General features: G+C 26.6%; 22 protein-coding genes and 1 tRNA gene. 18 read left to right on the top strand and 5 right to left on the bottom strand.

Translation table 11 applies throughout. From position 1 onward, the window contains the following. Positions 1–458: 458 nt before the first annotated feature. The 9 genes from HGD80_RS00815 to sufU all read left to right on the top strand — a co-directional run bounded on the left by HGD80_RS00815 (position 459) and on the right by sufU (position 10237). On the top strand, positions 459–968 hold the full coding sequence (locus tag HGD80_RS00815) for an NUDIX hydrolase (protein ID WP_071345637.1): 510 nt from the start codon (positions 459–461) through the stop codon (positions 966–968). A 593-nt stretch (positions 969–1561) separates the two neighbouring features. Next, complete coding sequence (secA, locus tag HGD80_RS00810) at positions 1562–4069, top strand: preprotein translocase subunit SecA (protein WP_219475134.1); 2508 nt, start codon at positions 1562–1564, stop codon at positions 4067–4069. Positions 4070–4072: 3 nt separating this feature from the next. Beyond that, positions 4073–5185, top strand: coding sequence for a peptide chain release factor 2 (gene prfB, locus HGD80_RS00805; RefSeq protein WP_219475132.1), 1113 nt, complete (start codon positions 4073–4075; stop codon positions 5183–5185). A gap of 436 nt (positions 5186–5621) precedes the next feature. Then, positions 5622–5885 (top strand): 30S ribosomal protein S16, encoded by a 264-nt coding sequence (rpsP, locus tag HGD80_RS00800; RefSeq protein WP_011160823.1) that lies wholly within the window; start codon positions 5622–5624, stop codon positions 5883–5885. Between the two features lie 60 nt (positions 5886–5945). Next, the gene (trmD, locus tag HGD80_RS00795; protein ID WP_219475576.1) at positions 5946–6674 is read left to right on the top strand and encodes a tRNA (guanosine(37)-N1)-methyltransferase TrmD; all 729 of its coding nucleotides are present in this window, start codon (positions 5946–5948) and stop codon (positions 6672–6674) included. 41 nt (positions 6675–6715) lie between these two features. Beyond that, the gene (gene rplS / locus HGD80_RS00790; protein WP_011160821.1) at positions 6716–7072 is read left to right on the top strand and encodes a 50S ribosomal protein L19; all 357 of its coding nucleotides are present in this window, start codon (positions 6716–6718) and stop codon (positions 7070–7072) included. Between the two features lie 183 nt (positions 7073–7255). Next, complete coding sequence (gene tyrS / locus HGD80_RS00785; RefSeq protein WP_219475130.1) at positions 7256–8497, top strand: tyrosine--tRNA ligase; 1242 nt, start codon at positions 7256–7258, stop codon at positions 8495–8497. Between the two features lie 76 nt (positions 8498–8573). After that, positions 8574–9779 carry an aminotransferase class V-fold PLP-dependent enzyme gene (locus HGD80_RS00780; protein WP_219475127.1) on the top strand — a complete coding sequence of 402 codons (1206 nt, stop codon included), beginning with the start codon at positions 8574–8576 and terminating at the stop codon, positions 9777–9779. Positions 9780–9793: 14 nt separating this feature from the next. Continuing rightward, the gene (gene sufU / locus HGD80_RS00775; protein ID WP_219475125.1) at positions 9794–10237 is read left to right on the top strand and encodes a Fe-S cluster assembly sulfur transfer protein SufU; all 444 of its coding nucleotides are present in this window, start codon (positions 9794–9796) and stop codon (positions 10235–10237) included. A gap of 53 nt (positions 10238–10290) precedes the next feature. On the opposite strand, the gene trpS is transcribed toward sufU, so the two are convergent. From trpS to HGD80_RS00755, 4 genes are all read right to left on the bottom strand, one after another. Then, the gene (gene trpS / locus HGD80_RS00770) at positions 10291–11295 is read right to left on the bottom strand and encodes a tryptophan--tRNA ligase (protein WP_219475574.1); all 1005 of its coding nucleotides are present in this window, start codon (positions 11293–11295) and stop codon (positions 10291–10293) included. A 112-nt stretch (positions 11296–11407) separates the two neighbouring features. Then, entirely contained in the window at positions 11408–16111 is a 4704-nt protein-coding gene (locus tag HGD80_RS00765) for a PolC-type DNA polymerase III (RefSeq protein ID WP_225904392.1), read from the bottom strand. Positions 16112–16278: 167 nt separating this feature from the next. Beyond that, a tRNA-Leu gene (locus HGD80_RS00760) sits at positions 16279–16363 on the bottom strand. 289 nt (positions 16364–16652) lie between these two features. Further along, on the bottom strand, positions 16653–17012 hold the full coding sequence (locus HGD80_RS00755) for an ABC transporter permease subunit (protein ID WP_219475572.1): 360 nt from the start codon (positions 17010–17012) through the stop codon (positions 16653–16655). A 1177-nt stretch (positions 17013–18189) separates the two neighbouring features. Between HGD80_RS00755 and HGD80_RS00750 the strand changes: the two genes are divergently transcribed. The 9 genes from HGD80_RS00750 to HGD80_RS04730 all read left to right on the top strand — a co-directional run bounded on the left by HGD80_RS00750 (position 18190) and on the right by HGD80_RS04730 (position 24016). Further along, positions 18190–18531, top strand: a complete 342-nt coding sequence (locus HGD80_RS00750) for a hypothetical protein (protein ID WP_219475122.1) — start codon at positions 18190–18192, stop codon at positions 18529–18531. A gap of 173 nt (positions 18532–18704) precedes the next feature. After that, the gene (locus tag HGD80_RS00745; RefSeq protein ID WP_225904391.1) at positions 18705–19172 is read left to right on the top strand and encodes a hypothetical protein; all 468 of its coding nucleotides are present in this window, start codon (positions 18705–18707) and stop codon (positions 19170–19172) included. Positions 19173–19322: 150 nt separating this feature from the next. Continuing rightward, the gene (locus HGD80_RS00740) at positions 19323–19805 is read left to right on the top strand and encodes a hypothetical protein (protein WP_225904390.1); all 483 of its coding nucleotides are present in this window, start codon (positions 19323–19325) and stop codon (positions 19803–19805) included. 257 nt (positions 19806–20062) lie between these two features. Beyond that, positions 20063–20212: a hypothetical protein gene (locus HGD80_RS04755; RefSeq protein ID WP_225904389.1), complete on the top strand. Its 150-nt coding sequence runs from the start codon at positions 20063–20065 to the stop codon at positions 20210–20212. Positions 20213–20285: 73 nt separating this feature from the next. Further along, positions 20286–20729 (top strand): DUF2963 domain-containing protein, encoded by a 444-nt coding sequence (locus HGD80_RS04750; RefSeq protein ID WP_264081089.1) that lies wholly within the window; start codon positions 20286–20288, stop codon positions 20727–20729. A 180-nt stretch (positions 20730–20909) separates the two neighbouring features. Continuing rightward, positions 20910–22127: a UvrD-helicase domain-containing protein gene (locus HGD80_RS04745; protein WP_225904388.1), complete on the top strand. Its 1218-nt coding sequence runs from the start codon at positions 20910–20912 to the stop codon at positions 22125–22127. Next, positions 22076–22489 carry a hypothetical protein gene (locus tag HGD80_RS04740; protein WP_225904387.1) on the top strand — a complete coding sequence of 138 codons (414 nt, stop codon included), beginning with the start codon at positions 22076–22078 and terminating at the stop codon, positions 22487–22489. Before HGD80_RS04745 ends, HGD80_RS04740 begins: the two co-directional genes overlap by 52 nt. Positions 22490–22586: 97 nt before the next feature. Continuing rightward, a complete protein-coding gene (locus tag HGD80_RS04735) occupies positions 22587–23531 on the top strand; it encodes a rolling circle replication-associated protein (protein WP_225904386.1) in 945 nt (314 codons plus the stop codon). 35 nt (positions 23532–23566) lie between these two features. Beyond that, positions 23567–24016 (top strand): hypothetical protein, encoded by a 450-nt coding sequence (locus HGD80_RS04730; protein WP_225904385.1) that lies wholly within the window; start codon positions 23567–23569, stop codon positions 24014–24016. Positions 24017–24405: 389 nt separating this feature from the next. On the opposite strand, the gene HGD80_RS00725 is transcribed toward HGD80_RS04730, so the two are convergent. Beyond that, positions 24406–24780 (bottom strand): substrate-binding periplasmic protein, encoded by a 375-nt coding sequence (locus tag HGD80_RS00725; protein WP_219475118.1) that lies wholly within the window; start codon positions 24778–24780, stop codon positions 24406–24408. Between the last annotated feature and the right edge of the window lie 412 nt (positions 24781–25192).

Below are 25192 nucleotides of genomic sequence, written 5' to 3'. Positions count from 1 at the left end.
AAAATAGTAAGTATAATTTTTTTTAGTTTTGTCATCTTTTATTTTGGTTGTTAAAGCCCTATTTCACTAAACTTTTAATTTTAAAAGTTTACTTTCATTTGTAAAGTTTGCTTTAAAAAAAAAATTAAAACCATAAATTGTGCCATCCAACAAATACAGAAATAAAAGTTATCCAAAAAAATATTGGGAGGAAAAATATTAGCAAAATTTTAGCCATCAATTAAACAACTATTTATGATAAATCAAATAATAATTTGAAATATTTTTTACAAAAAACTTATTATTTGCATTTTCATTTATTTGCTATCTATGCTATCTACACTTTTTACTAATTTTACCAAAAATATTTATTTCTTAATTCAAAAATAACTTTTTGACAATATTAACAATATTAAAATTAAAAAAGCTAAAATTAAAAAAATAAATTAAAAAAGAAAGAATGGAAAAAGGTTTTTTAAATGAGCAACTATATCAACAAATTGCGCCAAAAAATTGGGAAAGACCCTTTATTTTCTCCTGGGGCTTCCGTTATTGTTTATGAAAATAATAAATATTTATTGCAATTCCGCAAAGATTTTAATGTTTGGGGACTTCATGGTGGAGCAATGGAATTAGGAGAAACTGGAGCTGATGTTTGCGTAAGAGAACTAGAAGAAGAAACAGGTCTTAAAGCTTTAGAAATTCATCCCTTTCGTACCTATTGTGGAAAACATTTTGTTATCAATTATCCTAACGGAGATGTTGTCTATCCAGTTGTTATGGCTTTTGTAGTAACTAAAACACAAGGGAAATTAAGCCCACAAGATGATGAAGTTGCTGAACTAAAATGGTTTGATGAGGCCTCTTTGCCAATGGATGCTATGATGGAAATTGACAAAACCTTTTTAAAAGATTTTTTACAACACAAAAACCAAACCCAACCTCAAACATACAAAACTAAATTTTGTCAGGCAAAATGTCTTTGCTAAGAAAAAAATTAAAATATATTCCAAATTATTACATTCAAAATAATTATAAATTGAAATAATTTTTAATCCAAATTATTAAAAAATTCTCTAGGTAGCATTTATTGTTCAAATTTTTAAATCAATTTTTAAAACCACAAAATAAATTGTTTTAACTAAAAAAAGACTATCTAATGGCGGTAGTCTTTTTTCATTTTTTCCTAGCGCGCTTTTTGCTTTTTTCACCACCACCAAATCCGCAAATAAAGCCACAAACAGCAAAAAATAATTAAATGATGTCAACAAACCACTAAATATATGTTAAAATAAATAATAATGGGATTGCAAATAAGGGCTTTTGCTACCCAAAATACCACCCCAATTATTTTCATTTTCCCCTCCAATTACTTTGGTTTCCCCCTAAAATTGTTAATTTTTGTTTTTTCACTCAGGTTTTTGATAAAAATTAACATTATTTTATTTTCATTGCACTTTCACCTCACTTCATTTTATTTTCATTTTTTAATATTGAACCAAAGTAAGAATTATTGAAATACGAACCAACAACCCGCAATTACAAATTCAAAAACTAAAAAATATAAAGGATTAAAACAATTATGTTAAATTTTTTAAAAAAAATATTTAATTCTTCCAAAAAAGCTTTAAGAAAAGCTAGAACCATAGCTAATAAAGTACAAAATTTAGAAGCCCAAATGGCTTTATTAGATGACAAAGATTTTGCCACAAAAACCGCAGAATTAAAAAAACTCTTTCAAGAAGGAAAAACCCTTAACCAACTGCTGCCCGAAGCCTATGCTCTTGCCAAAGAAGCTACCAAAAGAGTAACAGGACTTACTCCTTATTACGTTCAAATTTTGGGCGCTGTAATTTTGCATCAAGGAAATATTTCTGAGATGAAAACTGGGGAAGGAAAAACCCTTACTGCCATCATGCCTGCTTATCTTAACGCTTTAAGTGGTAACCCTGTTCACATTGTTACAGTCAATGAATACCTAGCTAAAAGAGAATTTGAAGGTAGCATCGGTGATGTTTTTCGCTTTTTGGGAATGACAGTAGGACTTAATACAAAAGACAAAGACCACGCACAAAAACAACAAGCCTATTTATGTGATATTCTCTACACTACTAACAGTGAATTAGGGTTTGATTATTTAAGAGACAACATGGAAATTGAAGCTTCCAATTTGGTAATGAAACGCCCTTACAGTTATGCTATTGTTGATGAAGTAGACTCTATTTTAATTGATGAGGCAAGAACGCCTTTAATTATTTCCCAAAATGTCAAAGAAACTAAGAATTTATACAAAGAAGCACAACGTTTTGTCCGCACCCTTAAAAATAGCCATTATCTTATTGAATTAGAAACTAAAACAATTGAACTTACCGAAGAAGGAATTACCAAAGCTGAAAACTTTTTCCAAATTGATAATTTATACAACGTAGAACACGCCTCTTTGCTCCACCATGTCAAAAACGCCCTTAAAGCAGCTTTTACGATGCACAAAGACAAAGATTACTTAGTTGATTACAAAGATGGACAAGTTCTAATTATTGATCAATTTACTGGACGTGCTTTGCCAGGACGCCAATTTAGCGACGGTCTTCACCAAGCATTAGAAGCCAAAGAAGGAGTATTAATTAAAGAAGAAACTTCCATTGGAGCTACTATTACTTATCAAAATTTTTTCCGTCTTTATCACAAATTATCAGGGATGACAGGAACTGCCAAAACCGAAGAAGATGAATTTAGAGACATTTATAACATGGAAGTTATCGAAATTCCTACCAATGTTCCTATGATAAGAATTGACGAGCCCGATTTTATTTTTGTTTCTTTAAAAGAAAAATACGACGCTTTAATTGAAGAAATAACTTCTCGCCACAAAAAAAGACAACCCATTTTAATTGGGACAACTACAGTAGAAGTTTCTGAAATTATTTCTAAAAAATTAAAAAAACATTCCATTAAACACGAAATTCTAAATGCCAAAAACCACTCTAAAGAAGCAGACATCATTGCTAAGGCAGGACTTAAAAATGCAGTTACTATTGCTACTAATATGGCAGGACGTGGAACTGATATTCGTTTAGGCGAAGGGGTTAAAGAATTAGGCGGACTTGCTGTTTTAGGTACTGAAAGACACGAATCACGAAGAATTGATAACCAATTAAGAGGACGTGCTGGACGTCAAGGCGACCCTGGTTATTCACGTTTTTTTATTTCTAGCGAAGATGAACTTGCCCAAAGATTTGGTGGCACTAGAATAGAAAAAATTATTTCTTTGCTCCAAAAAATAAGCGATTCCGAAACTAAAACTTCATCTAAAATGGTGACTAAATTTTTTACCAAAATACAAAAAAAAGTAGAATCTTCCAATTTTGACTATCGTAAATACCTCTTAAAATATGATGATATTTTACGTATTCAAAGAGAAATTATCTATAACCAAAGAAAAGGAATTCTAGTTAGCAATAGAGTAGAACAAATCGTTCAAGATTTAATGCAAAAGACCCTTAATAAAGCTATTTTGCCACATTTTACTAACAACCCTACCCAATGTCAAACCCAAACTTTAATTACTTTTTTAGAAAATAAATTTTTTCCTAAACAAACCTTTGATTTAGAAGAAGTACAAGAATTATGCAACAACCCTAAAACAAACTCCCTTGATTCTTTTCAACAACATTTATTGCAAAAAGTAAAAGCCACTTTACAATCTCAAAAAGATTTTTTTGAAAAAGACCCTGATAAAGCTCAATATTTTGCAAAAGGTCTTAAATGGATTACATTAAAAATAATTGATAATTACTACCAACGCCACATCAATGAAATGAGTTCTTTAAGACAAGGAATTGGATTTGTAAGTTACGGACAACAAGATTCTTTTATTGAATATCAAAAAGAAGGACAAGTTTTATTCAATAACATGATTGCAAAAATTGCAAACGGCATTACTGCTACTATTTTAAAGTTTTCTTTCGCAGATAGTTTTCAAACGCCTCCCAAACAAAAAGTTTTTTTAAACAATGATTCAAGCGATGATGAATCTTCTAAAAAAAGAAGAACTAGAAAAGTAAGAACTTCTAAAAAACCTTGGAATTAATTTGTGGAAAAATACGAAATTAATCAAATTTTACAAAACTTGCATCAAAACCTTCAAGATTTAAAACAAGCCCTTGATTTAAAAAAAACCAATCAAACAATTGAAAAATTAAATTGCGCCATGCAAAAAGAAGATTTTTGGCAAGAACCCCAAAAAGCTGTTACAATAAGCCAACAATTCAACGACTTGCAAGAGAAAAAAACTACTTTAGAAACTTTAGAACAAAATTATTTGGATCTAGAAACTTTATTTAATTTAAATGAAAGCCCAAATGAAACTTCTGCTTTATTAGAAGAAGAATTAAAAAACCTTACTAAAGCTGTTTTTGATTTCAAAATTAAAATTTTTTTGAATCAACCTTATGATATTAAAAATGCTATTTTATTATTCCATCCAGGAGCAGGAGGCACCGAATCGCAAGATTGGTGCGAAATGCTTTTCCGTATGTATCAAAAATATGCTCAAAAAAAGAATTTTAAAACCGAAATTCTTGATTATCAACCAGGTGAAGGAGCAGGAATCAAATCAGCTACCTTATTAATTAAAGGAACTTATTCTTATGGTTATCTAAAAGCGGAAAAAGGAGTTCATCGTTTGGTAAGAATTTCTCCTTTTGATGCTAATTCCAAAAGACATACTTCTTTTGTAGCTTGCGATGTTTTGCCAGAAATTAATGAAGAAATCAAAATTAATTTAAAAACAGAAGATCTTAAAATTGATGTTTTTAGAAGTAGTGGTGCAGGCGGACAACACGTAAATACTACTGATTCAGCAGTAAGAATAACTCATTTGCCAACAGGATTAGTAGTGGGTTGTCAAAATGAACGTAGTCAGATCAAAAACAAAGAAAAAGCTTTGCAAATGCTAAAAACCAAGTTATTTCAATTAGCATCCAAACAACAAAAAGAAGAAAATGCTAAAAAATTTCAAAGCGACCAAAAAGAAAATGGTTGGGGTTCTCAAATTAGAAGCTATGTTTTTCATCCTTACAAAATGGTTAAAGATCACCGCACTAATCAAGAAATTTTTCAATTAGAACAAGTAATGGATGGAAACATCGACGAATTTATCAATGGATATTTAACCAAAATACCTATTAGTTCTCCTCATGAATAAAAAATAAAAATACAAAGTTAATTATGTTTTTAATCAATAACCAATATAAAAAAAATAATTATAGGAAAAGCCAAGATAAAAAGGCATTTCAAAGAATAAATAATTTCCCAAAGTATTTGTTTTGGGTTTTCTTTTTGTCTTGTCTTAGAACAATTTTAATATAAAACAACAAAGCGCACTATTTTTCATTAAAATCACTCCCTTTATTATTTATTTTTGTTGATTTTTAAACATTTTTTAATGTACTGAAATGTCTTTCACCTTAATTAAAATCTTCAAAAGATTTTATTTTTTAAGAATTCATCAAAAAACATTTTTCTCATCTTTTTTATCAAAAACACTTGACAATTCAGTTATTTTATGTGATAATATTTAGGATGAACTTTTTAATTTGCGATTAAACGATTAATAAAAAAATAGAAAGTGGGTTTTTATTATGGCAATAAAAATGCGTTTACAACGTTTCGGAGTGCATAAAAGACCTTTTTACAGAGTAGTTGCAAGCGAATCTAAAAATGCTAGAGATGGTAAATTTTTAGAAATTTTAGGAACTTATGACACTATTTTAGATATTGTTGAATTAGATCACAACAAAGTACAAAAATGGTTATCCAATGGCGCTCAACCAACTAAAACAGTCAAAAAAGTATTTAAAAAAAGTAAATTTGTTGCAAAAACTAACACTAAAGTTGAAAAATAATTTTTTTCTCAATTTCAAAAATAAATGAAAGCGCCTTTAACGGTTAAAAAACTAAATTTTATGATTATTGAAATTATCACTATTTTTCCGCTTTTTTTTAAAAGTTTTTGTGAAACTTCCATTATTAAAAGAGCTTTAGAACAAAAAAAAGTTCAAATAAAACTTCATGATTTAAGAACTTATAGCAAAAATAAACATAATCAAGTAGATGATAGCGTTTATGGAGGAGGAGTTGGAATGTTGCTTTCTTTCCCTCCTTTTTTTGATTGTCTACAAAAAATAAAAACTCCCCAAAGCAAAGTTATTTTATTATCTCCTCAAGGACAAATTTTTAATCAAATGCATGCCACTAATTTTGCTCAAAAAGAAACTCATTTAATTATTTTATGCGGTAATTATGAAGGGGTTGATGCAAGAATATTGCAATATATTGATGCAGAAATTTCCATAGGTGATTATGTTTTGACAGGAGGAGAAATCGCCGCTACTGTTTTGGTTGATGCAATTACAAGACTGCTTCCAGAAGTTATCAAAGAACAATCTTATCTTGAAGATTCCCATCAAAAAGGTTTGCTTAAATATCCTCAATATACCCGCCCGCAAAGTTATTTGAATCACGAAGTGCCTGCTGTTTTGTTATCTGGAAACCATGCCAAAATAAGATGTTGGCGCCAAAAAGAAAGCTTGAAGGCAACTTTACAAAAAAGACCTGATCTTTTGGAAAATAAAAAATTAACTTTAGAACAAACCAAACTTGTAACAGAAATTAAACAAGAATTACAAAAATAATTCAAGAATTATTTATTTGAATTCAACAAAGGAGCAAAATTATGTCTCAATTAAAAGGACAAAATTTAATAGAATCAGTTAACCAGCACCAACTTAAAGATGTCCCTTTTTTCAAACCTGGTGATACAGTTAAAGTATTTATCAAAATTGATGAAGGAAACCGCAAAAGGGTTCAAATTTTTGAAGGTTTAGTTATTAAACGCCAAGGAAGATTAGTTACAGAAACTTTTACTGTAAGAAAAATATTTGCTGGTGTAGGAATTGAATTAACTTTCCCAGTACATTCGCCTACTAACGAGAAAATAGAAGTAGTTCGTCGTGGTATTGTTCGTCGCGCCAAATTGCATTATGTTCGCAACCTTTCTTCTAAAGCTTCTCGTATTAAAGAACAAAGATAAATTGTTTTTTTTGTTTAAAGAAATACATTTTTTATAATAAAAAACTTTTAATAACATTTTTTAAATATATCCCCCCCTTTTTTTTAATAAACAAAATTTAGAAAATTATTAAAAACAACCCTATTTTAATGATTTTTCTCAAAACCAAGAAAATTATTTCTAAAAATAAAATAGGAGCCCAAAATGTCTTTTTATGAAGAATTAAAATGGCGTAATTTAATTAAAGATTGTAGTAACGAAACACAAGTTAAAGAATTATTAGAAAACAACCAAGTCAAGTTTTACTGTGGGATTGATCCTACTTCTCATTCTTTAACAGTGGGTCATTTAGTTCAAATAACAATGATTTTATTAATGCAAAGACAAGGACATCTACCCGTTATTTTAGTAGGTGGGGCTACAGGTTTAATAGGAGATCCCAAAGAAACTGAAGAAAGAAAATTATTATCTTTAGAAAATTCATTGCAAAATGCTAAAAGTATTGAATGTCAACTTAAAAACATATTGTTAAACAAACAAGTAGAATTTGTTAATAATTATCAATGGCTTTCTCAAATAGATATCATTTCTTTCCTCAGAAACTACGGAAAACTTTTTAACATTAACTATATGCTTTCCAAACACACAGTAGCCAAAAGACTTGCTTCTGGTATCTCTTTTACTGAATTTTCTTATATGATTTTACAATCTTTAGATTTTCATCATTTATACAAAAATCATAAAGTTAGATTACAATTAGGCGGTTCTGATCAGTGGGGAAATATCACAAGCGGACTAGAACTCATCAGAAAATTAGAAAAAAAATCCGATGCCCTAGGAATTAGTACTCCTCTTTTGTTAAATTCAGATGGAACGAAATTTGGCAAAAGCGAAAAAGGGGTTTTATGGGTAAATCCTTCAATGACTTTCCCTTATGAAATTTATCAATATTTTTTAAATGTTTCTGATAAAGAAGTAATCAATTATCTAAAAATGCTTACTTTAATTCCCAAGCAAGAAATTTTGGAATTAGAAAAAAACACCTTGGAAAACCCCCAACAAAGATTAGCTCAAAAAGCTCTTACCCAAAACATTATTACTTTAATTCATTCCTCAGATATTTTGCAAGAATGTATAAAAACTAACCAAATTTTATTTTCTAATGCTAAAAAAGAATCTTTCCAAGAAAAAGATTTTATTTTATTGCAAAAAACTTTGTTTTGTCATTCCACAAAAGAAGATATTTTATTAGTTGATGCTTTAGTTCAAACAAAACTGGCAACTTCTAAAAGTGAAGCTCGTGAATTTATCAAAGACAACACTATTAAATTATTTAATCAAAAAATCAAATCCCTTGATTTTGTAATAACCAAAAAAAACACTTTATTTGATAAATATGTCCTTTTGAAAAAAGGCAAAAAAAACAACGCTTTAATAGTCTTTTAATTATTAATAACTTTTTATTTATTTTATTAATTCATTTATGAAAAAATATGTCTTAACAAATTAAGAGGTTTCCAAAATGCAAAATAATCCTTTTCGCTGTCTTTTCCCAATTTTCAAAACCAACCCCAAGATTGTTTACTTTGATAATGCTGCTACTTCTTTAAAACCTCAAAAAGTAATAGATGAATTGACTAGATTTTATAACACAAATGGACTCAATACCAAATCTTTTGGCGTTTTGTCTCATCAAAACACTTTACTAATGAACGAAACAAGAATTAAAACAGCTAATTTTATTAATTCCAAATCAGAAGAAATTATTTTTACTAAAGGAACTACTGATTCTTTAAATATATTAGCTCAAAGCTTAGGAGAAACCCTTCAAGAAGGTGACGAAATTATTACATCAGAATTAGAACATAATTCTTCCGTGCTTCCTTGGTTTAAACAAGCCAAACTAAAAAAAGCAAAATTAATCTTTGTTCCCCTAAACGAACAGAATCAAATAACTGTAGAAAATTTTGCTAAGGTTTTAACAAACAAAACTAAAATAGTTGTTTTAACTCATGTTTCTAATTTACTAGGGTACGAAACTCCCGTTAAAGAAATAACAACTTTAGCTCACAAAAACAACGCTTTAGTTATTTTAGATTCTGCCCAATCATCAAGTCACCTACCCATAGATGTTAAATTTTTAGATGTAGATTTTTTAGCATTTTCATCCCACAAATTATACGGTCCTTTTGGAATAGGGATTTTGTTTGGCAAAAATCATTTATTAGAACAATTACAACCTCCTTCATTTGGAGGAACTTCCATTAAAGAATTTTCTTTAAAACATTTTTTACTCAACGAAGGTCATAATAAATTTGAATCAGGAACTCCTAATATTTCAGGAATTCTTGCTTTTAAAAAAGCTTTGGAATTTGTGGAAGAAATTGGTTTTGAAAACATCCAAAAACATGAAAAAAAGATTTATCAAAATATAATGAAAGAATTAAAACAAATTCCTAAAATCACAATTTATAATCCTCAAGCTTTTTCTAATATCATTACTTTTAACTTTAATCAAATTCATGCCCATGATGCAGAAGCTTTTTTAGCTCAAGAAAATATTTATGTAAGAACTGGTAGATGTTGTGCTTTTTTAGCTACTCAAAAACTAAAACAAACAAGTATAATTAGAGTTTCTATAGGCATTCACAACAATCAAGAAGACGTTGATATTTTAATTAAAAACTTAAAAAAAACGCAAACTTTTTTCTCCAAATTTAATAAATAACTCAAGGTATTAAAATGTTAGAAATAAATAAATTATATCGTGATTTAATCATTAAACATTATCAAGAACCTCAAAATTGGGGACTTTCCCAAGACCCTGATTTTATAAACATAACTAATAAAAATGTTTCTTGTGGTGATTCTATTTCATTACAAATCAAAATCTCAAATCAAAAATTAATAGATATTAAATACGAAACTCAAGCTTGTGCTATTTGTCGCGCTTCAGCAAGTTTGATGTCTATACATCTTAAGAATCTAGAAATTCAACAAACATTAGAAAAAATAAATCATTTTTTAGCTATGATTAATAATCAAATATATGATGAAACTCAACTTGACAAAGAATTACTATTATTTAAACATTTTATTAATTTTCCTGGAAGAGTCGCTTGTATAAGTCTTCCTTGGAAAGCTTTACAACAAGTAATTAAAGCCCACATCAAAAAAAGTTATTAAATAAAAAAGACAACCCTAAAAAGGTTGTCTTTTTTATTTATAAATATTATACATCAAAATCTTGAAATACCTAATTTTTTTCGTACCTGTTGGATTTTTTTCTCTGCAATCAAGGAAGCTTTTTGGGCTCCTTTATTTAAAATATCATCCAATTTTGCACTATTAATTAATTGATAAAATTTTTGTTGCAAAGGTACAACAAAATTAATTATTTCTTCACCGACTTTATTTTTTAACTCTTTGTAATTACTTTTTTGAAAAAGTTTTTCACTTTCAAAAATACTAATTTGCTTTAAAGAAGCATAAATGGTTAAAAGATTAGAAATTCCAGGTTTATTTTCTGGATCATATTTAATTATTTTTTGGGAATCTGTAACAGTTTGGCCAATTTTACTTTTAATTATTTGAGGATCATCCAAAAGTAAAATATAGCTTTTAGGATTTTCCGTATAACTTTTACTCATTTTTTTCAAAGGGTTTTGCAAAGATTTTATTTTCGAACCCAAAGGATTAAAAAAAGGTTCCGGAACAACAAAAGTATTACCATATAAATTGTTAAATCTTGTAGCCAAGTTTTTAGTTAATTCTAAATGTTGTTTTTGATCTTTGCCAATAGGCACTAAATTTGCATCATACATCAAAATATCAGCTGCCATCAATGTGGGGTAAGTAAATAAAGAAGTCCTTATTCCTTCTGCATTAATTTTGTTTTTTTCCTTATATTGAATCATTCTTTGTAGTTCAGAAAAATAAGAATTGCATTCCAAGAGATAACCCAAATAAGTATGTTGTGTTACTTCAGATTGAACAAACAAATTTATTTTTTCAGGGTCAAGCCCTGATGCCAAATAAAGAGCTGCTATTTTTTTGATTTGTTGTTTTAGTGTTTGGGGTTCTTGATAAAAAGTAAGGGCGTGCAAGTCAGCTATAAAAAGATAAAAATCAAAATTTTTTAAGTTTTGTTGCAAATATAGCAAAGGTTTTAAAACCCCAATATAATTTCCTAAAGTAAGATCGCCCGTTGGTTTGATCCCTGACACTAATCTTTTATTTGGTATCAATTTTATCACCTCCTTTTTTATTTTTTTGCAAAATGATTTATTATAGCAAAGTCATCTTTAATATTTTTGTGGATTTAACCAAATTTATTTATTATTTGTTTTTTTAATTTCATTCATCTTCTAAAGAATCTAAAAGGTTTTCTTGTTTTGCTTTGGCTAAAATGGTTTTATTAATTTTAGAACGAGTGGCAAAATCAGCTTTAGTAAATGGTTTTTCTTGGCGCGCCTCTACAATTTTATTAGCAGCAATCAAACCTAGACCATCAAGCGAAAGCAGTGGCATCCTTAAAAAACCACCATCTTCTATTTTTAAAACACTAACATCTGATTTATTAAAATCAACAGTTAAAAATTTAAAACCACGATGTACCATTTCTTCGGCAATTTTTAAAGTATTTATTAAAGCATCTTCTTTGGCTTTGATTTTTTTACTTTTTTTCAATTCTGCAAGCTTATTTAATTTTTCTTTAATAATTTTTATATCGTTACTAATCATGGTTTGGTGGTCGAATTGTTCTGTTCTTTTAGAAAAATAACCACTATAAAAAGCTAATGGTGCATGCATTTTAAACCACGCAATCCTCAAAGCCATAATAACATAAGCAGTGGCGTGCGCTTTAGGGAATAAATATTTAATTTTAGCAGCAGAATCAATATACCAAGCTTCTACTTTGTCTTTCATTTCTTGTTTGTATTTGTTCCATGTTTGAAAATCATCTTGGGGTTTGCCTTTACGGATAAATTCCATAATATCAAAAGCTTTTAAAGGATCAAACCCTTTTTCTTGTAATTGTAACATAATATCATCACGACAACCAATTATATCATCAAAAGAAATTGTTTTATTTTTGTATTTTTCAAATTCGCCTGTTTTGTTGATAGCATCTCTGGCGTTTTGGTTCCAAACATCAGTTCCATGTGAAAGTCCTGAGATTTTTACTAAAGCAGCAAAATTAATTTTAATTGCTTGTTTTTGTGAATTTTGTTTAGCGGTTGTTAAATCTTTTAACATTTGTTTGACAAAAATAGTTCCAAATTCAGGAATACCCAAAGAATCAATAGTGATTTTATTTCCTGGATTTACAGAAGAATCAATTTTGAATTCGTTGGAAAACAATTTATAAACTTCGGGATCATCTACAGGAATATCTTGGGCTCTTGTGAAAGGGAAAATTATTCGATTTTCTTTAACATAATCCATCAAAAATTTAATCATCATAGGATCATCATGTCCTAAAATGTCTAATTTAAAAAGATTTTGCTCAAAGGAATGATAATCAAAATGAGTGGTTTTCCAATTGGTGTCATTAGCTGGATATTGGACAGGAGTTACTTCATAAATACTGCGATCGGGCGGCACAACAACAATTCCTCCTGGATGCTGCCCATTAGAACGTTTAACTCCTTCGATTTTGTTGGCAATTTGGGCTACTTTTTGTTTGCGCCATTGTTTTTGTTTTTCTTCTACAAAACCCATCGTATAACCATAAGCGTTTCTTTGGGCAACAGTCTGGATGGTTCCTGCTCTAAAAGCGTGTTTTTCTCCTAATAATTCTTTAATGTAATTGTGGGCTTGGCTTTGGTAATCACCTGCAAAATTTAGATCAATATCAGGAGTTTTGTTGCCTTCAAAGCCTAGAAAAGTTTCAAAAGGAATGTCATGACCGTCTTTTTTGAACTGAGTGTCGCATTTGGGACAAGGCATGTTTGGCAAATCGTATCCTGAAAAAACCTTATCAAGTTCGTTGTGGTATTTTTCTTCTTCTGGGTTGTAATATTGTTCTTTTTCTTGTGGTTTTAATTGGACAATAGTGTAGTTGCATTGTGGACAATAATAATGTGGTTTTAACGGATTTACTTCGGTAATTTTTAACATAGTTGCTACTAAAGAAGAACCAATCGAACCACGTGAGCCTACTAAATAACCTTTTTCCAAAGAATTTTTAACTAATAAATGTGATAAATAATAAATAGGAGCAATATTTTGATTAGATTTTTCGTTTTTTGTCTCTTCGATAATACTTTTTAACTCTTGATCCAATCTTTCTTTAATTAAAGGGTGGGGAGTTGCGCCGTACATTTGTTTAACTTTTGTATCAACCAAACGCTTAATTTCTTCTTTGATGCTTGGTATTTGTAAGTTGGCTTTGAAAGCGTTGTCTTTGAAAGAAAATAGTTCCGAAGAAAAAGCTTTGATTTTTTCAATTTTGGAATTAAGCAAATGAGTATTTTCAATTACAATTTCATAAATTAATTTTTCATCTTGTAAAAAGGCAAATGCATCTATCATTTCTTGGGTGGTCAAAAGGTGATTTTCTGGCAAGTTTTTATTTTCGTATCTAGATAATTTGTGTAAGCCGCCTCCTACCATTTTGGCACTAATATAAATTTCGCGATAATCTTTTTCCCAAGGATGAATATAATGAACGTCCCCAGTGGCAATTACTATTTTTGCTTGTTTTTGGGATTCTTTTATGATGGTTTTGAGAGTAGTTTCAATGATTTGAAGCCCGTTTTTGCCTAAATCATGAATTAAATGTTTATAAGCTTGGGGAGGTTGCACTTCGATGTAATCGTAAAAAGAAATAGCTTTTTCCAATTTGGAAATGTTTTGATTGAGAGCTATTTTAAAAATATTGCTATTCATGCAACCACTACCCACTAAAAGACCTTGTCTTAAATTAGCTAAATTAGATTTTAAAACACGAGGGCTTTTGTTAAAATCCTTAGTTAAAGCGTTGCTTAAAAGTTCAAAAAGATTGCGATAACCGGTTTGATTAGCCACTAAAATATTGATGTGATAGGGTCTTTCGTATTTGGGATCGATTTTTTCTTGTAAGTCAAAAAAAGTAATTACTTGTTCGTCTTTGGGATCTTTGTTTGGATCTGCCAATTGATCAATCATTTTGATAAAAACTTCTGCTGTGGCAGTGGCATCCGCAAGTGCACGGTGATGGTCTTCTAATTTGATTTTGAAAAAAGTTGCCAATCTTTTTAAAGAAAAATATTTTAAAAGATTACTGAAATAACGTTGAGACAATGCCATGGTATCAATAATGGGTTGTGGTTCCAAAGATATTTTGAGTTCTTTTGCTTTTTCTTTTAAAAAATTAATATCAAAAGAAGCGTTGTGAGCCACTAAAACACAGTCTTTGGCAAAAGCTAAAAATTGTGGTAAAACTTGGTCAATTGTTTGTTGTCCTTTAAGCATTTCATCCGTAATATTGGTAATATCGGTGATAGTTTTGGTTAATTTTTGTTGCGGGTCGATAAATTTTTGAAACTCGCCTATTTTGTTTCCGTTTTTAATTTTTACTCCAGCGATTTCAATAATTTTGTCACGAACATTAGATAATCCAGTAGTTTCCAAGTCAAAAACCACATAAGTAGCTTCTTTTAAAACAAAATCTTTTTCTAAATTATCTTCTTTTTGATTGGTGATATAAATAGGTTTTTCTTCAATAAAATCAACTTCCACTCCATAAATAGGTTTGATTTTTTTATTTTTGGCATGTTCGTTAATTTCAGGGTAAGCATAAATGCCGTCATGATCCGTAAAAGCAATCGCTTCGTGTCCCCATGATTCTGCTATTTGTAAATATTCTTTGGCACTGTTAATGGCGTCTAAATTAGACATTTTAGTGTGAGTGTGAAATTCAATTCTTTTTTTGCCTTGAAAACCCAAGTCTTGGCCGATTAATGAAGGCGAAATTGAATCTGATTCTAGGGTTTCGTATTGTGTCATCATTAAATGAACATCGTCCCAAGCACTATAATTAATTCGAGCTGTGATTCTAAATAATTGTCCAGTTTGGTAATTGGCTTTTAAAAATTGTTCTTTTTCATCTTTGGACACTTTTTTTTGAATTAAAATAGCATCTTTATTTTCGATAGAAAAATCATTGTCGTTTTCTTCTATAACAAATTTTAAATAAGAATACTGAAAATTAGCTTCTTTGATAGGATGAGCCAAAAAACCTTCAACAATTACATAAGTATTGGGATTTTGACGGTTGAATTCTTCCAGCTCTTGTTTATTTTTAGGAAGATCTTTTATTTTTGTATCTTTAGTTGTCATTTTAGAATTGCTATTATAAGCTCCTTTATTATGAATATATGCTTTTGCTTGGGGTGTTGTTTTTGCTTGTTTTGTTTGATCGGTTTGAGAAGTTGGATTTGATTTGTTATTTGGATTTTTTTCTTGATTTTGTTCGTTGGAGTTGGTTTGATGATTCGGATTTTGTTGCAATTCTTCGATTTCAATATTTGTGGATTTTTTTCTATTGATATCAATTTTTCTATCTGTTGATAAGATAAATTCATTTTTAAAACCATAAAATTTAGAAAAAAAATCTTGAAGAAGTCCCATTTTTTTATTTAAACATTTAAATGCATTAGGATTTACAAAAATGATAAATTTGCCGTTTTGAAAATTTACTTGGTGATTTTGAATTGCAAAATAATCTAAATCATGATATTTTTTTATTAAACTGGCTTGGGTTATAATATAATTAAAATAACTTTCTGCCAAAGATTCTAGATAATCCCAATTTTCAAAATCGATGTGGTATTCAATTTGGGGCAAATTAGGCTTGGTTTGCGCTTGGTTTTTCCATAAAATAGTTAATTCTTGGAGTAATTGTTCTAAAAAAAATGCTAAATCACAAACTAAAGGTAAATGTTTAAATGTGATTTGTAAAACCCATTTTTGGCTTTTTTGGCAAACTGATATTTTTTTTACTTGAGGATTTTGAAAATATTTTTTGCAAAAACCTTTTTGTTCGATAAATTGTTTAAATGAATGAGTAGACACAATAAATACCACCTAATAGTTGATTGGGAAAAGAGGCAAGAAATCAAAATTGTTGTTTCAAATCGTTTTTTTAAAAAATAAAACAAATAAAAAAACACATGAAATTCATGCAATTTTTTATTTGTTATTTCTTTTCATAGATGCAATTATAAATAAAAATAAATTAATGGTACTGATGGTCGGACTCGAACCGACATGAGTATTGCTCGCTTGATTTTGAGTCAAGTGCGTCTACCATTCCGCCACATCAGCTTTTTGTTTTAAATGATAAAAATATCATACTTATATATTATATCAGTTTTATTTTGATTTTTGTTTTTTTTCTCAAAATCATAAACCAAAATAATATTTACATGCCCGCCACCCAAAAAAAGACCACATTAGCTAATGGCCTTTTATCAGGTTTCGGTGTTAAAACTTTGAAAAATTATTTATTTATGAAGGATATTTTTAGTAAATATTTTGTTTAATAAATTAGTAATAACAATGATACTTAAGTAAAAACCAGTTATCATAGCAAAAGGCAAGATCGGATTAAAAGTCACTCCAGTATTATTTTTTTAGCTACTAAAGTTAACTCAGAGACGCCTATCATAGCAAAAAAAGAACTATCTTTAATGTTTGTGATGAATTGTTGGATAATAAAAGGCACTGATCTTTTTAAAGCTTGGGGAAAAACAATAGAGAAAAAAACTTGTCTTTGGCTTATTCCCAAACTCAATGCCGCTTCAATTTGTCCTTTATCTAAAAATTTGATATTCTGCATTAAAATTACATTAATGTTTGCTAAAGAATTAAGAATCAAAACCAAAAATCCTGCATTAAGAGAAGTAATAACGCCTTTATTACAAAGGTTTCCAATGCCATAATAAACAAGCATTGCTTGGTCTGCTGTTGGCATCGTTTTTAAAATGAAAAATAAAATATCAAAGATCCAACTTATTCCTTTGCTAATTTTTAATATATAAGGATTATTGGATTGGGCAATTTTTCATTAAGGTGCATAAAATAGCTAATAAAAAGCCTAAAAAAAGACCATCAATAGCCAAAATTAAAGTAGTTTTAAGCCCTTCTTTATAAGATGGAAAAGTTTTCTAATTTGTGACCAAGTATTATTTTTTGCTAGATTAATTGTTCTTGATGGTTTTCAAAAATATCGTCTACCCATTTTTTGGTTATTTTTTCTATGTTTGTAATTTGTTTTTTTGTTTTTGCAATTTCATTTATTAAGTTTTGTTTTTCATTATCACTTAAAATTGATTTATTTTGTTCTAATGGATTTGTAAGTTCCTTAAGTTTTGCTTTTAGTGTGTCAATATCTGTGATTTTTCCTAATTGTTATATTTGTTTTGTTGTTATTTTTATTTCTTCATTTTCATGTGTAATTTGTGTTTCTGGATTTGCTAATCTTTCTAATTTGTTTCCCAAGCTATTAAGTTTATTTTTTAAATCTATAATATCTAGGAATTTGCCTTCTTATTGTTTTACTAATCCCAATTCTAATAATACGGTATTTATCTTTTCTTGTAAATTTGGTATTCTTCTATCTTTATCATTTTTTTAGGCAAAAACATTCCCAACCCTCGAATATTGTAGGCGATTAAAGAACCATTAAAAAAAAATACCAACTTTTAAGTTGGTTTCCTTATTGTTTCTAAATACTAAAAAATATTTTTCTTATTAAATAATAAAAAAGGAGATTAAAATGGCGAGAAATTACAGACGTTCTTATTTCAGTAAAAAATCTTTTAGAAGAAATAAATTAACTTTAGGCAGTTTTTTACATATTGGATTTTACCTACATTAGGCATTGTTATTCCTTTTATTGTTTATTTTACTTCAAAAGGTTATTTATCAATAGCTAAATAATAAAAAGGAGGATAAAAAATGACTTTAAGACAAATATTAATTTTAATTGCTCTTGGTTGTATTTTTATATTTGCAGCTTATAAACTTGGTTTTATTGTTCCTGATGCAACTAAAATTACATGGATTAAATAATGAGTGTTTTTTTAAAAAAACACTCATTAAGGGATAATATATGAATAAATTCATTTAAAATTAAGGATTTTTTTAAAATGGATAAAAAACAAAAAATAAAAAAAGAATTTTACGAACATTGTCAATGTTGCGGAACTGATTTGGGAATAAATATAAATGATGTTTATTTGAATTTATTTGGTGTAATAATGGCTTTAATGATTTTAATTAGTTTTGGAATTTTTGTATTATTTGTTTTTTTGAGTTTATTTTCATTTTTTCAAATTAATCATGAAATTTTTACAACTCTCATTTATATTTTTGTTATTGGTATTCTTTCATTTTGTTTAATAGCTCACTTTATGCCTAAATTACTTTTTGAAAAATTAGATTATGAAAAGGTTGAAAAGAATAAAGGAAAATTAGATGAAAAAATATAATCTATTTGATAATTTTATTTGTTTATTGATGGGCGCGATTATTGGTATTTTTTTATATATTAATTTTTTTTATCAAAAATAATAAAGAATTAGAAACAATTCAAAAAGATAATAAAATAGTTGAAATAATAAAGAAATTAAAAAGGCAATAATTTTATAGAAAGGAATAATTGATGGATATACAACAAACAATTATTAATATTGTTGAATCTAAAGTATTTATTTCTTTTACTTCTTTTATCTTTGGTATTTTTATTTATTGGATTTATTTTTATATTAAAGAATTGAAAAGTAAATATGATTTTAGTGATGAATTACGAGATATAGTAAACCATTATCTTAAAAAAGGTAAAATTAGTATTAGTGAATATGGTGCCTTAGTTAGATTAATGGCACATATGGGAAATTACTTAGGTATATATAGAAAACATGTTGAAATAATGATTAAAGAATTTGGAGAACATGGAGGACTTAATTTTTTTGAGGGTATTTTTGATGAAAAAGATAATAATCAAGAAAATAAAGAAAATAATAATTTAGATGAAATTTTAAAAGAGAATTTAAAATTAAAAAATCAATTAAATAATATAAAAAATCCTTTAATTGTGGAATCTATTGATGATAATGAAAATGATTTTTAGTTTTAATTTTTTAAAATATTTAATTTCCTTTGATTTTAAAGATTTTTTTATTTATTATATAGTATTTTTTATAGTATTTTTTTTACTAAATCATCTTTTTTATTTGGTTTTAATGTTGGTTGGAATAATAATTTTTTAATTATTTTTAATATGATAAAAAAAGCAATTGTTTTTATATGGGAACAATTAACAACTTTAATTTATCCTTTAAAATTATTTAGTTCATTGTTTGATTTTTTAATGCAAATATTAAAAATTTTTATTGATGTTTTTGGTAGTATTATAGGTTATATTAAAAGTTCTATAACAAGTCTTACCGGTCAAAAATTAATGGACCCTGAAAGTATGTGGGAAAAATTAAAAGAAATAGCAAAGATAATTTTTAGTGTTGCTGTTTGTGGTTCTGTTATTTATTTTTTTAAAGAAGTTAATAGTTTTCTTTTAAACTCTTTCATTAAAATAGGTGATTTGTTGTTTAAAATTGTTTTAAGAATATTAGATATCATTTCAATTGTTTTAAAATTATTTTTATTTTTGTTTAAAAAGGTTATAATAATATTGAGTTTCTTTTTATCATTTTTTATTAATTTCCTATATTTATGGGTATTTGAAAATGCTAAAAAATTTCTTTAATTATTTTTGATAATAGAAAAGAGGTTTAAAAATGTCAAGTTGTAGAATAGGCAATAAACATTATAAAATGATTCCTTTTTTTAATTACTACCGGAACATTAATTTTTTTTGTTTTTTGGATAGGTGGGCTTGCTTATAAATATCATTTAGAAACCGAAGAAAGACGTAAATTACAAGAAGTAGATATTAAAGCAAAAGCAAGAGAGTTAAATGACGATATATATAATGAAAAAAAACTTAAAAAAGAAAACGAATATATGAAAGATACTCCTTATGGGTTTGTAAGAGAAAATGGAGAAAAAGAATATTATAATTTATTTACTCGCAAATTAGTTAAAAAAATTGATAAAGATGATACAATTTGGGAATATGATAAAAATAATGGTCTTTTGTTGAAAAAAAACTGATAAATATAATAATGTTGAAGAGTACGGTTCACACGGTAAATTAATCAAAAAAACCTTATCAGATGGCGTTTGGATGGAATATAATCCTATTAATTCAAAATTAATCAAACGTAAAAATATTGATGGTTCTATTGAAGAATTTTATGATAGTCAAGAAAATTTTAAAGAAATAGATAAAAACGGTAAAGTTAAATTTTTCAAAACTAAACTTTATAAAAATATTTCAGATTTTAAGAAAATATTTATTAATGACAAAAATTTAGAAACTTCTTTTTTAAAATCTCGTATTTTTAATTTAAAAGATTTAAAAGCTTCTGGATATACTTCAGAACAATTAATATCTGTTGGATATAGTTTGCAAGATTTAAAAGATGCTGGATATATTAGTATAAAAGAATTTGAAAATCTTGGATATAATTTAGATAAATTAGAAAGATCTGGATATAATTTGTATGAATTAAAATCTATGGGATATATTAGTATTCAACAAATAATAAATGTTTGGCCTTCAATATGATTTGAATAAATTAAGAATTGCTGGATATATAAATTTTTAGATAATAAATAATAGTATCCAAAGACGAGCAGAGCGAACTAGGCGGCCAGCCGAGGAATATTACAATTAATATATTACACCCCTCCTATAAAGTCCCCTCTGGGGATTTAGGGGGTTTTTAATATTATAAAGGAGAACAAGATGTTATTGAATTTATCAAAAGAACAAAAAGATATTATCAATTCAGATGCTTCTTGCATGTATATACATGGTGGAGCTGGTTCTGGCAAAACTACTATTTTAATTGAAAAATTAAGACAAAAAGAAAAACCTTTAATTTTGTTAGCTACTAATGCTACTAAAAACATTATTTATGATAAATTATTTTCATCATTAAAAGAAGATTATCCTTCTTATAATGATGATGAATTAGAAAAATATTTAAAAGATAATTATGAAATTAGAACATTTCATAGTTTTGCTTATTCTTGTTATTTAAAATATAATATTTTTAATGAAACAGCAAAACAACGAAAATTTATTGATGATGAAACTAAATTAAATATTTTAAAACTGATTTTAAAAGAAAATCAAGATTTAAAATTGTATTTTAAAGAACAAAGAAAATATTCATTTAGAAAGCTTTTACAGGAATTAAATAATTTAATACGTTTAACTTTTCAAAAAGAAAACTGTTATTCATTTATTAAAATTGATGATAAAGTTTTAAAAAAATCTTTTGAATTGTTATTAAATTTGTATTATGAAAAATTAAATTATTATAATTTAATAACTTTTGATGGTTTATTAATTGAAACTAGTGATTTTATTGAATTTGTTGAAAGAAATAATGGTTTAATTTATAATCGTCCTGTTTTTATTGATGAATTTCAAGATTTAAATTATTTTTATTATTTTATTATAAAAGAACTTTTATTTAATAAACCAAATTCTTTATATTGTTTTGGTGATTATACTCAAAATATTTATAGCTCTTTTGGTTCTAGTGAACGTATTTTGGAACTTTTTGTAAAAGATTTTATACCTCAAAAACATTTTTTAAATTTTAATTATCGTTCTAAAGACATTAATATTGTTAAAGCAGCTAATGAATTAATTGATAATAAGGAATATTTACAATTATCTTTTAGTGAAAAAAAATATAGAGATTTTATAAATTTTTCTTTTTTTGATAATTTTTATCAACAAGTTAATTATTTGTGTGAAAAAATTAAAAATTCTTTAATTTATTCTACAACTTTTCTTTGCTGTAGTAATGGTGAATTACAAAAACTTAAAGATGAGTTTGAAAAAACCAAATTCCTTTTACTATATCCGATAATAATAGTAAAGAAAATGAAATTGTTTTGTCAACGATACATGGATATAAAGGATATAAAAATGAATGTGTTTATTTAATTGGTTGGCAAAACCGAAATGAATCACAAGATAAAGTTCTAGAAAAGAAAATAATTTATACTGCAATAACTCGTGCTAAACATGATATTGAAATTTTAACTTTAAATGATTCTTCTATTTTTATAGATTATTTTTATTCCTTAATAAAAAAAGAATTAATTTCTGATGATTTTACAAAAGGATTAAACGATAAAATTTTTGATTTAGATTATTTAAAAATTTGTTTACCTAATTCAAAAGATATAGAAATTTATGATGAATTATCTACTACTATTAAAATTTATAATGAAAAAGTTAACCAATTAGAAAACAACATAAATTTAATCAAATTACTGAATCTTATTATAAGAAATGTTATTTAAAATTATGTGTTTTATTTAAGGAAATTTCTAAAAATATTTATAAAGTACAAAAAAAGATAATGGTTATGAGACTCGTTTAAAAGGGTTTAATTATTCTATGTTTGAACCTTTGGAACGAATTAAATGTTATAAAAAACATTTAAAAGAAAAAAAAGAAGAAAGGTATTTGTCATTAAGTGATGATGATTTGAAATTGGATTATTCTTTAAAAAAACAATTAAAAGAAATTAAATTGCAGGAAATTAAACCAAAATCAAAAATTTTAAGGCATTATCGAGATTCTTCACAAAATGCTAAGGATAAACTTTTATATAATTTCAAAGATTCTAAAAAAATATCTTTTATTACTTTGACAGCTCCTTATTATGATTTACAAGGTAAAACTATAAAATATACTCATGAACCTGATATTATGGGGCAAGTAAGGAAACGTTTTATTCGTTTAGTGAGAAAAAAATATTTATCAAATTTATTTCAACAATTCTCTCAAAAAGATTTGGTTTATTCCAAAATGCAAGATTTTCGTTATTTTTGGTCTTTGGAAACTACTAAATTAGGAGCTATTCATTATCATATGATTTTTAATATTGATGTTTTAAATTCTTTTGGTGGATATTCTCGTTATTTGTGTACTGATAAAGATTATGCTTTGGGTTTAAAAAACCGACCTATTAAAGGAAATAAGAGTATTTTTTATGATGATTATTTAATGCATAAAATAGATGAAAAAGGTAATATTAAAATACCTCAAAATTATTATGAGAAAAAGAATGTTAAAGTTTCAAAAATTACTTTGCTTTGGGCTAATGCTTATGCATCTGTTATGAATAAAAATAATATAAAACATTATAAAAATTTAAATCCAATTAGTCAAAACGTTCAAATTTTTAGACCATCAAAAACAAATCTTTTATTTGAAAAAATTGAAATTAGTAAATGTAAAGTTTTTATAAAGTTACTTTTGATAAAAAAGATTATGTTAATAAAGTTGTTTCATATGTTAGTAAATATGTTTCTAAAAACGATAAACAAATTGAATTAAATTCTAATAAAGGAATTGATTTTTATAGTCGTCATTTGTTTGGATTTTCTCGTACATGTTTTACTTGTCCTCAAGAATCTTTTTTGGCATTATTGCCTTATGATATAATTAAAGAAATAGAATTAAGTTCATTTCCAATGGTTAATTTTAATTTTTCTAATATATTTGAATGGAATATTAAACAAATAATTAATGGAAGAAATATTAAAATTCCACATAATTTAACTTTATTGTTTAAATCTTATATGACTCCAAACCAAGTTCAAAATTATAATTATTTTAGTTTAAATTTATCTAGTATTCAACCAAAAAATTATTTTCTTAATAAGAATTTTAAAAAATATTTTAAATTACAAAAAATTAAATTAAAACTTAAAAAAGATTATGAAAAAAAAGATATTAAAATATTAAATAAAGTTGAATGTCAATATTGGTATAGATATCTTGAAAATAATTATATTCAAAGTTTTCAACTTTCTCCTTAATTTAATTTGATTAAATTATTTTAAATTCAATATTTTTAATTAATTTTGCTGTCTAATTATTAGACGGCTTTTGTTGTTGGAAAAAAATAAATAAAATTATTTATAAATTTTAAAAACTTAAAAAAATTTTAAATTATTGAAATTATTAATGCTATAATATAAGTAATAAGAAAAAGATTTTTTTAAAAGAAACAATATTTAAAAAAAACTCAGTAATCGCCTACAAAAAAAACCTTGAGGGCAAGCAGAATGACTTAAATTTTTGGAATTCATGTTAAAAAAAGCTAAATTATTATCTGAGGCACAAGCCCATCTAGCTATAAAACTATCTTTTACAAAAATATCGGTTTTCTTTTGTGAAACATCCTGAAAGCATGCAGGAGGACTACTTAATTCGTTGTTTTTTTAACAAGTGGCTGTGATTCTTGCATATTTGTTTGTGCTACTATTTTTTCAATTACTGGGATTGCAGCAGTATTTTGGAATGTTACAAATTGAATTGGTTCGTTTGAAGTTGCTATTTTTTTTAATTCATCGCAAAAACCTTCAAAATTTATTTCTTCTTTTTGGATTAAACCTTCAAATCTTTTGTCATTCCTTCTTACTATCATGCTAGTTTGGGCTTGGATATAAGCCTTAGAATGATCAAGTTTTTTGCTTCTTTCTTCTGTAATGCTCATGCATGTAATTGCTACATCAATTTTTTCTTGGTTTAAAGCAGCTAAAACTCCTTCAAAATCTAAAACATTGATTTCTAATTCCAAATTTAGTTTATCAGCTATTTTTTTTGATTAAACTTATCTCAAACCCTGCTATATTTTCTTTATTTTGGCTTTCAAAGAATCTGATGTACGATTTAATACCCCAAAAACATTAGGAGCAGAATCTTTAGTTGTTACCACTATTAATTTGGGTTTGAATGATTTTTTTGCTTGGTGAATGTTAATTCCAAAAACTTGGAAATGCAACCAAATTAGAATCATAAAACTAATTAATAATGTAGAAATTTTAAATATCTTTATATTTTTTTTACTTTTGAAAACGTTTTTAAAAAATTTTGATAAAACATTGAAAAAAAAATACCGTTTTGTATTCATGTTTTTTACATCCTTTTTTACTGTTAATTTTGATAATTAAATAAATTAAATGATAAAAGTTAATTGTAATAAATAAAAA

It is taken from the genome of Paulownia witches'-broom phytoplasma (genome assembly GCF_019396865.1).
GTDB classification, from domain to species: Bacteria; Bacillota_I; Bacilli_A; order Acholeplasmatales; family Acholeplasmataceae; genus Phytoplasma; species Phytoplasma asteris.
The sequence above is the reverse complement of the archived record's forward strand: the minus strand, read 5'-3'. Positions and strand labels throughout refer to the sequence as shown.

What these genes read in the sequence shown, in the direction of transcription:
- HGD80_RS00815 (WP_071345637.1), top strand. Translation starts at nt 459, where the DNA reads ATGAGCAACTATATCAACAAATTGCGCCAAAAAATTGGGAAAGACCCT.
- secA (WP_219475134.1), top strand. Translation starts at nt 1,562, where the DNA reads ATGTTAAATTTTTTAAAAAAAATATTTAATTCTTCCAAAAAAGCTTTA.
- rpsP (WP_011160823.1), top strand. Translation starts at nt 5,622, where the DNA reads ATGGCAATAAAAATGCGTTTACAACGTTTCGGAGTGCATAAAAGACCT.
- trmD (WP_219475576.1), top strand. Translation starts at nt 5,946, where the DNA reads ATGATTATTGAAATTATCACTATTTTTCCGCTTTTTTTTAAAAGTTTT.
- rplS (WP_011160821.1), top strand. Translation starts at nt 6,716, where the DNA reads ATGTCTCAATTAAAAGGACAAAATTTAATAGAATCAGTTAACCAGCAC.
- tyrS (WP_219475130.1), top strand. Translation starts at nt 7,256, where the DNA reads ATGTCTTTTTATGAAGAATTAAAATGGCGTAATTTAATTAAAGATTGT.
- HGD80_RS00780 (WP_219475127.1), top strand. Translation starts at nt 8,574, where the DNA reads ATGCAAAATAATCCTTTTCGCTGTCTTTTCCCAATTTTCAAAACCAAC.
- sufU (WP_219475125.1), top strand. Translation starts at nt 9,794, where the DNA reads ATGTTAGAAATAAATAAATTATATCGTGATTTAATCATTAAACATTAT.
- HGD80_RS00755 (WP_219475572.1), bottom strand. Translation starts at nt 17,012, where the DNA reads ATGCCAACAGCAGACCAAGCAATGCTTGTTTATTATGGCATTGGAAAC.
- HGD80_RS00750 (WP_219475122.1), top strand. Translation starts at nt 18,190, where the DNA reads ATGGATAAAAAACAAAAAATAAAAAAAGAATTTTACGAACATTGTCAA.
- HGD80_RS00745 (WP_225904391.1), top strand. Translation starts at nt 18,705, where the DNA reads ATGGATATACAACAAACAATTATTAATATTGTTGAATCTAAAGTATTT.
- HGD80_RS00740 (WP_225904390.1), top strand. Translation starts at nt 19,323, where the DNA reads ATGATAAAAAAAGCAATTGTTTTTATATGGGAACAATTAACAACTTTA.
- HGD80_RS04755 (WP_225904389.1), top strand. Translation starts at nt 20,063, where the DNA reads ATGAAAGATACTCCTTATGGGTTTGTAAGAGAAAATGGAGAAAAAGAA.
- HGD80_RS04750 (WP_264081089.1), top strand. Translation starts at nt 20,286, where the DNA reads ATGGAATATAATCCTATTAATTCAAAATTAATCAAACGTAAAAATATT.
- HGD80_RS04745 (WP_225904388.1), top strand. Translation starts at nt 20,910, where the DNA reads ATGTTATTGAATTTATCAAAAGAACAAAAAGATATTATCAATTCAGAT.
- HGD80_RS04735 (WP_225904386.1), top strand. Translation starts at nt 22,587, where the DNA reads ATGTTTGAACCTTTGGAACGAATTAAATGTTATAAAAAACATTTAAAA.